Source organism: Aeromonas sp. OTU364 (assembly GCF_038440395.1).
Taxonomy (GTDB): domain Bacteria; phylum Pseudomonadota; class Gammaproteobacteria; order Enterobacterales; family Aeromonadaceae; genus Aeromonas.
Genome location: NZ_JASATR010000010.1, coordinates 116,019 through 128,447, shown reverse-complemented (window position 1 = coordinate 128,447; position 12,429 = coordinate 116,019). Strand labels below are relative to the sequence as shown.

The 12,429-nt window shown below is 63.2% G+C and carries 11 protein-coding genes; 4 read left to right on the top strand and 7 right to left on the bottom strand.

Going from position 1 to position 12,429, the window contains the following annotated elements:
- Positions 1 to 52: 52 nt before the first annotated feature.
- Positions 53 to 1,756, bottom strand: a complete 1,704-nt coding sequence (locus AAHB08_RS12000; RefSeq protein WP_342059034.1) for an amidase — start codon at positions 1,754 to 1,756, stop codon at positions 53 to 55.
- A 256-nt stretch (positions 1,757 to 2,012) separates the two neighbouring features.
- Positions 2,013 to 3,110 carry an agmatine deiminase gene (gene aguA, locus AAHB08_RS11995; RefSeq protein ID WP_342059033.1) on the bottom strand — a complete coding sequence of 366 codons (1,098 nt, stop codon included), beginning with the start codon at positions 3,108 to 3,110 and terminating at the stop codon, positions 2,013 to 2,015.
- A 145-nt stretch (positions 3,111 to 3,255) separates the two neighbouring features.
- Between aguA and AAHB08_RS11990 the strand changes: the two genes are divergently transcribed.
- Both AAHB08_RS11990 and AAHB08_RS11985 read left to right on the top strand, forming a co-directional pair.
- The gene (locus tag AAHB08_RS11990; RefSeq protein ID WP_342059032.1) at positions 3,256 to 4,167 is read left to right on the top strand and encodes a LysR family transcriptional regulator; all 912 of its coding nucleotides are present in this window, start codon (positions 3,256 to 3,258) and stop codon (positions 4,165 to 4,167) included.
- A 404-nt stretch (positions 4,168 to 4,571) separates the two neighbouring features.
- A complete protein-coding gene (locus AAHB08_RS11985; protein WP_342059031.1) occupies positions 4,572 to 4,907 on the top strand; it encodes an endonuclease domain-containing protein in 336 nt (111 codons plus the stop codon).
- Positions 4,908 to 5,224: 317 nt separating this feature from the next.
- On the opposite strand, the gene AAHB08_RS11980 is transcribed toward AAHB08_RS11985, so the two are convergent.
- Both AAHB08_RS11980 and AAHB08_RS11975 read right to left on the bottom strand, forming a co-directional pair.
- Positions 5,225 to 6,637, bottom strand: coding sequence for a DUF2252 domain-containing protein (locus AAHB08_RS11980; protein ID WP_342059030.1), 1,413 nt, complete (start codon positions 6,635 to 6,637; stop codon positions 5,225 to 5,227).
- A 96-nt stretch (positions 6,638 to 6,733) separates the two neighbouring features.
- A complete protein-coding gene (locus tag AAHB08_RS11975) occupies positions 6,734 to 7,306 on the bottom strand; it encodes a TetR/AcrR family transcriptional regulator (protein ID WP_202047873.1) in 573 nt (190 codons plus the stop codon).
- 168 nt (positions 7,307 to 7,474) lie between these two features.
- Here AAHB08_RS11975 and AAHB08_RS11970 point away from each other — a divergent pair, with 168 nt between their 5' ends.
- The gene (locus AAHB08_RS11970) at positions 7,475 to 8,512 is read left to right on the top strand and encodes an alkene reductase (RefSeq protein ID WP_202047872.1); all 1,038 of its coding nucleotides are present in this window, start codon (positions 7,475 to 7,477) and stop codon (positions 8,510 to 8,512) included.
- A 276-nt stretch (positions 8,513 to 8,788) separates the two neighbouring features.
- Positions 8,789 to 9,709: a MarR family transcriptional regulator gene (locus AAHB08_RS11965; protein WP_342059029.1), complete on the top strand. Its 921-nt coding sequence runs from the start codon at positions 8,789 to 8,791 to the stop codon at positions 9,707 to 9,709.
- A 102-nt stretch (positions 9,710 to 9,811) separates the two neighbouring features.
- On the opposite strand, the gene AAHB08_RS11960 is transcribed toward AAHB08_RS11965, so the two are convergent.
- The 3 genes from AAHB08_RS11960 to prfC all read right to left on the bottom strand — a co-directional run bounded on the left by AAHB08_RS11960 (position 9,812) and on the right by prfC (position 12,423).
- Complete coding sequence (locus AAHB08_RS11960; RefSeq protein ID WP_342059028.1) at positions 9,812 to 10,246, bottom strand: GNAT family N-acetyltransferase; 435 nt, start codon at positions 10,244 to 10,246, stop codon at positions 9,812 to 9,814.
- Between the two features lie 88 nt (positions 10,247 to 10,334).
- Positions 10,335 to 10,673 (bottom strand): nuclear transport factor 2 family protein, encoded by a 339-nt coding sequence (locus AAHB08_RS11955; RefSeq protein WP_202047869.1) that lies wholly within the window; start codon positions 10,671 to 10,673, stop codon positions 10,335 to 10,337.
- Between the two features lie 160 nt (positions 10,674 to 10,833).
- Positions 10,834 to 12,423 carry a peptide chain release factor 3 gene (prfC, locus tag AAHB08_RS11950; RefSeq protein WP_342059051.1) on the bottom strand — a complete coding sequence of 530 codons (1,590 nt, stop codon included), beginning with the start codon at positions 12,421 to 12,423 and terminating at the stop codon, positions 10,834 to 10,836.
- Positions 12,424 to 12,429: the final 6 nt, after the last annotated feature.

Here is a 12,429-nt window from a genome sequence, read left to right as displayed (position 1 = left end):
TTTGCTTTTCTTATTGCCGGTAAATCCAAAGAAATTTAACTCACAACAGCAATCAAGCCAACGGCGGCGTCCGCGGCGGCACCCTGCGCTTGCTGCCGGTGGACTCGAAGGCCGAGGCGACACGCAGCAGGTTGTTGTCGTCATAGGCGCGACCGGCGAAGGTCAGACCCACCGGCATACCGATATCGGCCATGATGCCCATGGGGACGGTGACGGTCGGCACGCCGAGATGGCGAATGGCGAGGTTGCCGTTGGCGACCCAGATGCCGTTGCTCCAGGCGATATCGGCGGAAGCCGGATTCACGTCCGCATCGGCCGGGCCCACGTCGGCGACGGTCGGGAACAGCACGGCGTCGAGCTTGAGCCCGTCCATCCAGTCCTCCAAGTCCAGCTTGCGGGTCTGTTCAAGGCCGCGCAGGCCGTCCGGCACCGATGCGATCTCGTCCCAGGATTTCAGGCCGCGCTTGGCCATATTGACGTACTCGTCCATGCCCGCCGCCAGATCCCCCTCGCGGTTCGGCAAGGTGCCCGGATCGTGGGGGAAGATCTGGGGGCCATCCACATCGGCCAGCTTGTTCAACTTGGGGTCGCCGTTGGCGCGCAGGAAGTCGTCGAACGCCCAGCCGGAGAGCTCCCACAGCTCGTCGTTGAGAAACTCAGGGGTGACTATGCCGCGATTGAACACGGTCGGCGCGCCGGGTCTGTCCCCTTCGCAGTTGGAGACCAGGGGGAAGTCCACTTCGATGACTTCGGCGCCCGCGGCTTCCAGCGCCTGACGGGCCTGCTCCCACAGGGCAATCACGGAGTCGCGGGTATGGATGCGCTGACCGGTCGGGCCGCCGATGCCGGGGTTGTCGCTGGTGCCGGCCAGTTCATCCTTGTTGATAAACATGCGCGGCACGCCGAGGCGCTTGCCCTTGAGGGCATCACTCTTGGCAGCCAGATCCAGATAGGAAGCCGGACGTACCTCGGAGGCCTTGGGCAACTTGACCCAGGGCTGCATGCGCCACAGATCGCCACGGGTGTCGGCATCGTCCGCCACCACCACATCCAGCACTTCCAGCAGATCTGCCATGGTGCGGGCGTAGGGCACCACCACATCCATGGTCGGGGTCAGGGGCCAGTTGCCGCGCACCGAGATGACGCCACGGGACGGAGTGTAGGCACAGAGGCCGTTGTTGGAAGCCGGGCCCCGGCCGCTCGACCAGGTCTCTTCCGCCAGACCAAAGGCGGCAAAGCTGGCCGCGGTGGCGGTACCGGCGCCGTTGGAGGAGCCGGAGGCGAAGGGCGCGGTCAGGTAGTCGGCGTTGTAGGGGCTCTCGGCACGGCCATAGACGCCGCGCTGCATGCCGCCATTGGCCATGGGGGGCATATTGGTTTTGCCGAGGCAGATGGCACCGGCGGCGCGCAGCCGCTCCACGGTAAAGGCATCGCGCTGGGCCACCAGATCCTTGAAAGCCGGGCTGCCGGAGGCGGCAGTCAGCCCCTTGACCAGATAGCTGTCTTTGGCGGTATAGGGAATACCGTCGAGCGGCCCCAGGGTTTCGCCACGGGCGCGGCGGGCATCGGAATCTTGCGCCTCTTTCAGCGCATCGGGGTTGGGCACCACGACGGCGTTGAGGCGGGTGTCGGTCTCGGGGCCGTTATAGGCTTTGATCCGGACCTGATAGGCCTCGACCAGTTCGACCGCGGTAGTGCGGCCTGATTCGAGCGCACCGCGCAGCTCGGCAATGGAAACCTCGGTCACTTCGATCATGGGGATCTCCTGTAAAAGGGTGACTGTTTGTCATGATGATCGCCGCATCGGCGCCTGCGACCATCACACCATCAAGAGATAAAACCCCACGGCGTGGGGTTTTTAATACTCACCGGAACCGGTTTACGACCCGTCGCGAGAGGCCGTCAGCAAGGTGAAGAGCAGCGCAGGAACCGGAGTGTATAAACATACGTGAGGCTTCCGAGCAGCACATAAGCCTTGATCACGGCCTCGCAGCAGGATCGTCATCCGGTTCTTACTGGCCGGACGGGATCTGCTGGGTAATGCAGTGGATATTGCCACCGCCCAGCAGGATCTCGCGGGCCGGGACGCCGACCACGGTGTGATCCGGGAAGATCTCTTCCAGAATGCGCTGGGCTTCGCCGTCGGTGGCTGCATCCAGCAGCGGGTAGACGATGCGATCGTTGGTGATAAGGAAGTTCACGTAGGAGCCGGCCAGACGGCCTTCTGCCTCGCGCGGCACACCGCTGCCGCTCTCGACGCCGGCGGACTCTTCCTCGGTGCAGTAGAGCGGGCCCGGCTGGGGCAGCTTCCAGATTTTGAGCTTGCGACCCTTGGCGTCCACCGCCGCTTCCAGCACCTTGAGGGCGGCCAGGGAGCGGGCGTACTGGGGATCAGTCTCATCGTCGGTCCAGTGCAGGGCCACTTCACCCGGGCGCACGAAGCAGCACATGTTGTCGATGTGACCGTCGGTCTCGTCCATGTAGACGCCTTCGTCCAGCCAGATAAAGCTCTTCACACCCAGATAGTCGCGAAGCAACGCTTCGATCTGCGCTTTGCTCAGGTGCGGGTTGCGGTTTTCGTTCAGCAGGCACTCGGCGGTGGTCATGCAGGTGCCTTCACCGTCCACGTGGATGGAGCCCCCTTCCAGAATGAGCGGCGCGGCGTAGCGATCCATGCCGTGCTGCTCCAGCATCTGGGCCGCCACCTTTTCATCCTGATCCCAGGGGTAGTAGAGACCGCCCTTGTGGCCGCCCCAGGCGTTGAAGCCCCAATCCACGCCGCGGCACTCGCCGGCGGCGTTGGTGACCACGGTCGGGCCAGTGTCGCGGGCCCAGCAGTCATCGCTGGCCATCTCCACCAGGGTGACGTGGGCGGGCATGATGGCGCGGGCCTGCTCCATAAACTGGGCCGGCACCCCCATAAAGACCGGGGTGGCTTGCCCGATGGCATCCGCCACCTTGGCGAAGGTTTCTTGCGCGAAGCGACCGGCGACGCGCCAGTTGTCCGGGCGGAACGGCCAGATCATCCAGACGGCCTGCTGGTGCGCCCACTCGGCGGGCATGGTGAAGCCGTCGGCGGCCGGAATGGAGTTGATGGTCTTGATGCTCATCGCAAGGCTCCTTGCATGGATTGAGGCCCCCGATTCATCTGGGAACCCTGGAAAAATAACAGTGGGTCGCAGTGTAAGAAGTTGCGTGCCCATCCATCAAATGAATAGGATGGATTGTCCCATAAACACGGCGAATAATCCCCCCATGAAACTGCACCAGCTCGACCTCAATCTGCTGCTCGCCCTTGACGCCCTGATGACACAAGGGAGTGTGACCCGCGCCGCCGAGTCGCTCTTTATCAGCCAGCCCGCCATGAGCCATGCCCTCAATCGCCTGCGGGCCTTCTTTGACGATCCGCTGCTGGTGCGCACGCCCCAGGGGATGCTGCCGACGCCCCGGGCCCAGCGGCTGCATCTGGGGGTGCAGCAGGTGCTGCGGCTGCTGGAGCAGCAGCTCAGCGAGGAGGAGCTGTTCGAGCCGCGCCAGTCGAAGCGCCGCTTCGTGCTCTGCACCACGGACTACGTGGAGTGCGTGCTGATCCCGCCGCTCATCCAGCGCCTCAAGAGGCTGGCGCCCGGGGTCACCATAGAGATTCGCATACTGCGCGACACCTTGCCGGAGGCGGAGTTGGCGAGCGGCGAGATAGACCTGGTGCTGGGCTTTGACGAGTACATGCAGGTGCCGGGGTATCTGGGCAAGGAGACCTGGCTCACCGAGCCGCTGGCCGGGCTGGTGCGCGCCACCCTGGAGCTGGAGGAGGAGCGCATCACGCTCGAGCAGCTTATCGAGATGCCCCATGTGTTCCACTCGCCGCTCGGCACCTCGGAGGCGAGCCTCGACCGCTATTTGCAGAGCCTGGGGCACAGCCGCACCATCTCGGTCAACAGCCAGAGCTATATGTCCGCCGCAGCCATCGTCAGCCAGAGCGACCACCTGCTGGTGCTGCCGAGCATGGTGGCCGAGCTGCTCGCCAACCACTGGCCGCTGAAAAGCCTGCCCCTGCCCGAAGACGTGCCGGATTATCATCTCAACTGCGTCTGGCACCCGGTCCATGCGCAGCAGCCGGCCTTGATCTGGTTGAAAGAGCTGATGAAGGAGTTGGTGAGCCCGGTTTGAGCCCTCTGCGTCTGGCGGCTCCTCCCCCTCATCCCCAGCCCTTCTCCCGCGAGGGGAGAAGGGAGCAGATCGGTGTTAAATAGAAAGAATCGGGACAGCAGACACGCCAAAGCGACAAAGCGACAAAGCGACAAAGCGACAAAGCGACAAAGCGACAAAGCGACAAAGCGACAAAGCGACAAAGCGACAAAGCGACAAAGCGACAAAGCGACAAAGACCCAAAATGCCAGGGCTTCAATGTGTTGGCACTAGAGGCCCCTTGTGATCTTCACTTTCAAGGATTCCCCGATCGGTTCCCTCTCCCTCTGGGAGAGGGCTAGGGTGAGGGAAAAGCTTCCCGCCCACCCGTACGCCACCGAGTAATGACTATATCTAATAGGGTCAAACAGCTCTGGATATGCACCATGAAGACCCACTCCTTTGCCAAGCGGCTGAGAGCCGAAGCGACCCTGGCCGAACAGAGGCTCTGGTTCCAGCTTCGCAATCGCCGGTTTGAGGGGCTCAAGTTCCGCCGCCAGTTTCCTGTCGGGCCCTACATAGTGGACTTCATCTGCCTGGAACAGCGGCTGGTGATCGAGGTCGACGGCTCGCAACATAGCCAGCCGGAAGGTCAACAACAGGATGACGCCAGAACGGCCTATCTCAATGGCGAAGGGTTTCGGGTGATCAGGGTGTGGAACAACGAGGTGCTGGGGCGGATGGATGGGGTGCTGGCGTTTATCAGATTGTCATTGCAGTGACTAGATTCCCCCCTCATCCCCAGCCCTTCTCCCGCAAGGGGAGAAGGGAGCGGATCGGCGCTCAGTGGAAAAGCGGGGGCAACCGACACGCCAAGACAAGAAAGCTTCAAAGCTCCAAGACTCCAAGATTCCAAGATTCCAAGATTCCAAGATTCCAAGATTCCAAGATTCCAAGATTCCAAGATTCCAAGATTCCAAGATTCCAAGATTCCAAGATTCCAGCACTTTGGCACTTCAGCTATTTCTAGCCTCGCCTCCACCGGCTCCTCGATCGGTTCCCTCTCCCTCCGGGAGAGGGCCAGGGTGAGGGGAAGCGCTCACCTCGCCTCTGAGGCGACCGGCAGCTCCCCGCGGGCGATGGCGGCCAGCAGCAGGGCGTGATCTTCCCGGGTGCGCTGACCATAGGCCACGGCAAAGTCGGCGATGGCCTCATCCATCACCTCCGACTTGCCGAGGTAGCCGGCGATCTGGGCCGCATCCCCCGACTTGGCATGGGCCAGCGCCAGGGCCCAGCCGCACAGCTGGCAATACTCGACAAAGTGGCGAGGCTTGACCATGCCGGGGGTGATGTCGATGCCCCCCTTCATGTCCCGCAGCTGGCGCACGTAGAAGTGGCGGCCCCTGAGCTCGCACCAGCCGAGGAAGATGTCCGGCGATCCCTGGATCATCCGCTGCCCCCGCACCACCCGCCGCCCCTGGTTGCCGCTGTCGTCTTCCGAGGTGAAATAGGGGGCCAGCACCGAGGGTTGCGCCTCTTTGACCTGCAGGAAGAGGGGGTCCTCATCGTCGGCGCCGGTGAGCAGGATCACCCAGCAGCGGGTGCCCACGCTGCCCACCCCCACCACCTTGCGGGCCACGTCCACGACCCGGTAGCGGCGCAGCAGGATACGCCTGTCCTCCGGCAGGGAGGCGAGATAGGCCTCCAGCAACTCGCCGAGCACCTCATAGACTGGCTCCCCGTCCTCGGTGTGGGTCTCGCGGATGACGAAGGGGTGAAGTTCGCGGATCCTGTGCTGATCGTCCACCAGATCCGTCATCTTGCCGAGCACCTGCAGGTGGTTGCGACCCCGGGCCTTGGCGAAGGTGGCCTTGACGCGCTGATGGGCATCGACGGAGAAGGCGTCGAGCACCGAGGCCTGTTCGATGTGATCGTACCAGACCCTCATAAAGCCCATCTTGCCGTATTCCCGCAGCTTGGTGCGGTAACCGGTCGCTATCATCCTGGCCGCCTCCCGCTGGCGGGCGGCGTCGGCCCCCAGGTATTCGGCCGCCACCAGGGCGCTGGCGGCCAGGCGCTTGAGATCCCACTCCCAGGGGCCGAGGTGGGTCTCATCGAAGTCGTTGATGGCCAGCACCAGGTTGCGCTCGGCGCTCGCGTAGAGGCCGATATTGGCGACATGCATGTCGCCACAGGCCTGGACCATGAGGCCGGAGTGGGGGGTGGCGACGAGATCCCCCGCCATGATGGCGGCCCCCCCGCGCAGGAAGGCGAAGGGAGACTCCTGCATCCTGGCATGGCGCACCGGCACCAGCTGCTTCAAGCGAGTGGTGGCCTGGGCCTTAAGCACGGCGATGGGATCCCTGTCATAGGGCGCGGGCGGCAGCCAGGAGTGAGCTTCGCGAGGAAACTGTTCCCGCAGGGCCTTGCCGGCGGCGAATCGCTGCGCGATGGAGAGCTGTGGCGTGGTGAAGTGCGCCAGTATCGTCCGAGACGTTGCCTTCCTGGTCATTCTCTTTCCTCCTGCCGATATCCTCACCATCAAGATGGAAGAGGGGGCAGGCAGGGGCAAGCACCGGGGACAAATATAGGCCCAGAGGGCCAGGATTCAGCGGCGAGGGGTCAGGGCCGCCATCAGCTGGTCGACGACGCCCCCCAGCAGGGCGCGGTCTGGGTGGCACTGGGCGAAGGTCACCAGCCCCTGGATGTTGACCTGCAAGAAGGCGGTCAGGGTGGGGATGTCCCCCCCGGGGGCCAGCTCCCCCCGCTCGCTGGCCTGACGCAGCAGCTGCGCCAAGTCGCTTTCCAGCTCGCCATAGATGACCTTGAAGCGCAGGTGCAGCTCTTCGTCCTGCTCCGCCAGCTCCATCAGGGTGCGGGTCAGCAGGCAGGAGCCCTGCAGGGCATCGTCCACCAGCTGGGTGAAGAAGGCCTTCAGCCCGGCCAGCGGGCTCGGCTGATCGAAGCAGCGACGGCGCAGAGCGCCCTTCTCCTGCACATAGTGATCGACCGCCTCCAGCAGCAGCCCACGCTTGTTGCCAAAGGCGGCATAGAGACTGCCCGGGTGCAGCCCGGTCGCCGCCACCAGATCCTGCATGGTGGTCTTGGCATAGCCTCTGGCTCGAAACGCCTCCATGGCGCTTCGCAGGACAAGGTCCCGATCAAATTCGGCACTGCGCATGGGATCTCCGCTGGCAAGGGCCCGGCGTACCGGGGAACAGGGCGGCAAGTTTACCCCAGCAGGCAGGCAAGACCAATCCATGTTGAATGCTTGCTCAAAAAAGACTTGCGTACAAACCAAAAAACGTCTTGAATGCCCATTCAAGAATCACCCCCGAGGACGCTCTGCATGGATACCCTGTTTCAACCTTACCGCCTCAACGGCACCCTCACCCTCGCGAATCGCTTCATGATGGCTCCCCTCACCCGTTGCATGGCGGGCCCGGGACTGGTGCCGACCGCGCAGATGGCCGCCTACTATGGCCGCCGCGCCGACATAGGCCTCATCATCTCCGAAGCCACCATCATTCGCCCGGACGGCCAGGGCTATCCCAACACCCCCGGCATCTACAGCCCTGAGCAGATCGCCGGCTGGAAACAGGTCACCGCCGCCGTGCACGCCAAGGGGGGCAAGATCTTCGCCCAGCTGTGGCACGTGGGCCGTCTCTCCCACCCCTTCTTCCATCAGGGCGAGGTGCTGGCACCGTCCGCGGTCGCCCATGAGGGCACGGTGCCGCGCATGCGCGAACTGGTATATCAGGTGCCCCGCGCCCTGACCGAGAGCGACATTGCCCAGCTGGTCGAGGATTACGCCCAGGCCGCCGCCAACGCCATCGAGGCGGGTTTTGACGGGGTGGAGATCCACGGTGCCAACGGCTACCTCATCGATCAGTTCCTGCACCACTCCAGCAACCTGCGCACCGACCAGTACGGCCAGACTCCGGAGAACATGAGCCGCTTCGCCCTGGAGGTGGTGGACGCCATCAACGCCCGCATCGGCAGCGAGCGGGTGGGCCTGCGTCTCTCCCCCGGCGCCTATGTGCACCTGGAAGGGGATGCACGGGATCGCGCCGTGTTCGACCACCTGCTGGCAGAGCTGAACCAGCGTGCCCTGGCCTATGTGCACCTCGGCATCTTCGATGACAGTCTCACCTTCGACTACCTGGATGGCCGCGCCTCCGACTACCTGCGCGCCCACTACGACGGCCACCTGGTGGGGGTCGGCAACTACACGGCAGAGAGCGCCGCCGAGGCGATCCGCGCCGACCGCTTCGACCTCGTCGCCATCGGCCGCCCCCTTATCGCCAACCCGGACTACCTCGCCAAGGTGAAACAGGGCGACGCCCTGGTCCCCTATGCCGACACCATGCTGGCGGAATTGGTATAAACCGCGCCGCGCCCCGAGACAGCGCCGTGGCCGGCACCATGCTGGCCGAGCTGGTGCAAGCCGCCAGATCTGAGTCATCCACAGGCCGGGCTACCGTTGCCCGGCCAGCTTGTTCCTGACCAAGGATGGGATCCGCGCCCTGGCGCGGGTTTCCAATGTTTGGGCCCCTCTCCCGGGCCCTTTTTTGTGCCCGCCTTCTGCCCCTGAAAAATGGTTGCCACCAACAACCTGTTAGCTATATTGGTTGCAGGTAACAACCAGAAGGACACTCACAAGATGGATCCCCGCCCCCTGCGCGCCCTGTCACGGGAACTGGTACGCGAACTCGGCATGCTCTCCCAGCAGTGCGGCTCCCTGGCCCTGAGCCCCCTGGAGGCCCACCTGCTCATCGAGCTGGAGAATGGCCCCGCCACCAACCAGCAGCTCGCCGAGCGGCTGCGCATCGACAAATCCAATGCCAGCCGCCCCCTGGCCCGCCTCGCCGAGCGGGAGCTGATCACCTGGCAGCCGCACCCCTCGGACGGGCGCAGCAAGCAGGCTAGCCTCACCGGACAGGGCCAGGCACAGCTTGAGGAGCTGCACCGGCAGATGGATGAGGCCATGGCCGAGACCCTGGCCCAGCTCGCCCCCGCCGAGCGCGAGCGGCTCTGGGACGGCATGCGCCTCTATCGCAGCGCCCTCTCCCGCGCCCGCCGCCAGCAGGGCTATCGCATCAGGCCCATAGCGCCTGAGGACAATGCCGCCATCGCCGCCGTGATCCGGGCCGTCTCCGCCGAATACGGCCTCACCGCCGACAAGGGCTACGGGGTGGCAGACCCGAATCTCGACTTCCTCCACGAGACCTATCAGGGGGAGCAGAGCCGATATTGGGTGCTTGAGGGGCCGGACGGCGCCATTCTCGGCGGGGGCGGCATAGCCCCCCTGGCGGGGGAAACCGGAACCTGCGAGCTGCAGAAGATGTACTTCCTGCCCGCCCTGCGCGGCCTGGGGCTGGGGCGGCGGCTGGTGCTGCAGGCCCTGGCCGAGGCACGAGTGCTCGGCTATCGGCGCTGCTATCTGGAGACCACGGCCGATCTGCGCGAGGCCACCAGCCTCTACGAGTCGCTGGGCTTCGAGCACCTGCCTGGCCCCCTCGGCTGTACTGGCCACGACGCCTGCGAGATCTGCATGGTGCTTGAGCTGATGCCAGCAGAGTAAATGTGAGCTCCTATCCCCCTCATCCCCAACCCTTCTCCCGCGAGGGGAGAAGGGAGCAAACAAGTTGCCTATGAACGGTGCCCTCTGCCTCACCTAAACCCGTTAGGTGTAGTGATCAAAGGCGATGACCTTCTGATATCCCTCTGATTCATAGAGCGATTTGGCAGGATGATTGGATACGGCTGTGGCCAGCTTTACAGTCAGCGCATCTGTCTCTTTGGCAAAACTTGCCACCCGTTTTAACAGGGCCCGCGCTACTCCCTGCTGGCGGGCTGACTCGATGACAAAGAGATCGTTGAGATACCACATCCGCTTCATGGCAACGGATGAGAATGCCGGGTAAAGCTGGGTAAAACCGATGCTTTCACCCATCTCATTGCGAGCAAGAAAGATGACTGAATCGGCAGCCTCGAGGCGCTCGGCAATAAACCCGGTTGCGGCACTCTGATCCGGCGCCTGCCCATAAAACTGCCGATAGGCATCAAACAGGCAACTGATTTCTTCAAGATGATCCGGGGTGGCCTGGATAATGTGCATTCAATGTCCTTATTGCAGTTTTTCCGACATCCCATGACCAGAGGAACCATATATTGGCGCCGTATGGAGAAATAGTTAGATATTCGTATCAAGAGGGGAAATAGAACCAGGCGGTCTGGATAAGGCCGTCCTTCACCTCGAACACCGCCACGCTCTCGATGGGCTCAGGGGAGAGGCCATAAATCAGCTCGTGATCAAACACCTTGTTGCCGAGCAGGGTTCTGGAAAGCAGCTCGGCCCGCAAGGCCGGGTTGTTGAATCTGTGCTCGGCATAGAAGCTCCGAAGCGCCCCCTTGCCGACTGTGCTCGGGGTCTCGGTCGGCATGCGATAGCCTTTGAAATCCTCGGCGAAGCAGGCCAGGAAGGCGTCAATGTCGTGGGCATTGTAGGCGGTAAACTGCGCCTCTACGGGTTGGGTGACGGACATGTCTATCTCCATAAATGAAATTTAAATCACTTATCTGTGCTTTTTATTCACACATCAAGCCCCGGATGGGGATAGCCTCCCGACAGCGCACATAACAAAAGACCCCGCCGAAGCGGGGTCTCTCTTGTCATCAGCCACCCGCAGGGCGCGGGCGGGGTGATCAGTGCTCGCGGGTCTGGCGGAAGTGAACGTCCGGGTGACGCTCCTGGGCCAGGCGCAGGTTGACCATGGTCGGGGCTATGTAGGTGAGGTTGTCACCGCCATCGAGGGCCAGGTTGACCTCGTTCTTGCGCTTGAACTCCTCGAACTTCTTGACGTCGGTCCCTTCCACCCAGCGGGCGGTGGAGACGTTGACCGCCTCGTAGATGGCCTCGACGTTGTACTCGCTCTTCAGGCGCGAGACCACCACATCGAACTGCAGCACACCGACGGCGCCGACGATGAGATCGTTGCTGATGAGCGGACGGAACACCTGCACCGCGCCCTCTTCGGAGAGCTGCACCAGCCCCTTGAGCAACTGCTTCTGCTTGAGGGGGTCACGCAGGCGGATGCGGCGGAACAGTTCGGGGGCGAAGTTCGGGATGCCGGTGAACTTGAGATCCTCACCCTGGGTGAAGGTGTCGCCGATCTGGATGGTGCCGTGGTTGTGCAGCCCTATGATGTCACCGGCGCAGGCTTCGACCGCCTGCTCCCGATCACCGGCCATGAAGGTGACGGCGTCGGAGATGTTCACGTCCTTGCCGATGCGCACGTGGCGCATCTTCATGCCCTTGGAGTAGGTGCCGGAGACGATGCGCATAAAGGCGATACGGTCCCGGTGCTTCGGGTCCATGTTCGCCTGGATCTTGAACACGAAGCCGGAGAACTTCTCCTCGGTCGCTTCCACTTCGCGGCTCTCTGCCTTGCGCGGCATCGGAGACGGCGCCCAGTCGGTCAGGCCGTCCAGCATGTGGTCGACACCGAAGTTACCCAGTGCAGTCCCGAAGAAGACCGGCGTCATCTCGCCCGCGATGAAGGCCTCGTGATCGAACTCGGGAGAGGCGCCCTGCACCAGCTCCAGTTCGCCGCGCAGCTGGGCGGCCAGATCTTCACCTATGGCGGCGTCCAGCTCCGGGTTGTTCAGCCCCTTGACCACCCGCTTCTCCTGGATGGTGTGGCCCTGACCGGTCTGATACAGATAGGTCTCGTCCTTGTAGAGGTGGTAGACCCCCTTGAAGGACTTGCCGCAGCCGATGGGCCAGGTGATGGGGGCGCACATGATCTTCAGCTCGCGCTCCACCTCGTCCATCACTTCCATGGGATCGCGCACTTCGCGGTCCAGCTTGTTCATGAAGGTGAGGATGGGGGTATCGCGCAGCCGGGTCACTTCCATCAGCTTGCGGGTCCGGTCTTCGACGCCCTTGGCGGCATCGATGACCATCAGGCAGCAGTCGACCGCGGTGAGGGTACGGTAGGTATCTTCGGAGAAGTCCTCGTGACCCGGGGTGTCGAGCAGGTTGACCAGGCAGTCCGCATAGGGGAACTGCATCACTGAGGTGGTGATGGAGATACCGCGCTGCTTCTCCATCTCCATCCAGTCGGATTTGGCGTGCTGACCCGAGCCACGGCCCTTGACGGTACCGGCGCGCTGGATGGCCTGTCCGAACAGCAGGACCTTTTCGGTGATGGTGGTTTTACCCGCATCCGGGTGCGAGATGATCGCAAAAGTGCGTCTCTTGGAGACTTCACTCAGAAATTCAGCTGACATAATTCGACG

Excerpts from the sequence above, each read along its gene's own strand:
- AAHB08_RS11990 (WP_342059032.1), top strand. The coding sequence starts at position 3,256 with ATGAAACTGCACCAGCTCGACCTCAATCTGCTGCTCGCCCTTGACGCC.
- AAHB08_RS11985 (WP_342059031.1), top strand. The coding sequence starts at position 4,572 with ATGAAGACCCACTCCTTTGCCAAGCGGCTGAGAGCCGAAGCGACCCTG.
- AAHB08_RS11960 (WP_342059028.1), bottom strand. The coding sequence starts at position 10,246 with ATGCACATTATCCAGGCCACCCCGGATCATCTTGAAGAAATCAGTTGC.
- AAHB08_RS12000 (WP_342059034.1), bottom strand. The coding sequence starts at position 1,756 with ATGATCGAAGTGACCGAGGTTTCCATTGCCGAGCTGCGCGGTGCGCTC.
- AAHB08_RS11965 (WP_342059029.1), top strand. The coding sequence starts at position 8,789 with ATGGATCCCCGCCCCCTGCGCGCCCTGTCACGGGAACTGGTACGCGAA.
- aguA (WP_342059033.1), bottom strand. The coding sequence starts at position 3,110 with ATGAGCATCAAGACCATCAACTCCATTCCGGCCGCCGACGGCTTCACC.
- AAHB08_RS11955 (WP_202047869.1), bottom strand. The coding sequence starts at position 10,673 with ATGTCCGTCACCCAACCCGTAGAGGCGCAGTTTACCGCCTACAATGCC.
- AAHB08_RS11970 (WP_202047872.1), top strand. The coding sequence starts at position 7,475 with ATGGATACCCTGTTTCAACCTTACCGCCTCAACGGCACCCTCACCCTC.
- AAHB08_RS11975 (WP_202047873.1), bottom strand. The coding sequence starts at position 7,306 with ATGCGCAGTGCCGAATTTGATCGGGACCTTGTCCTGCGAAGCGCCATG.
- AAHB08_RS11980 (WP_342059030.1), bottom strand. The coding sequence starts at position 6,637 with ATGACCAGGAAGGCAACGTCTCGGACGATACTGGCGCACTTCACCACG.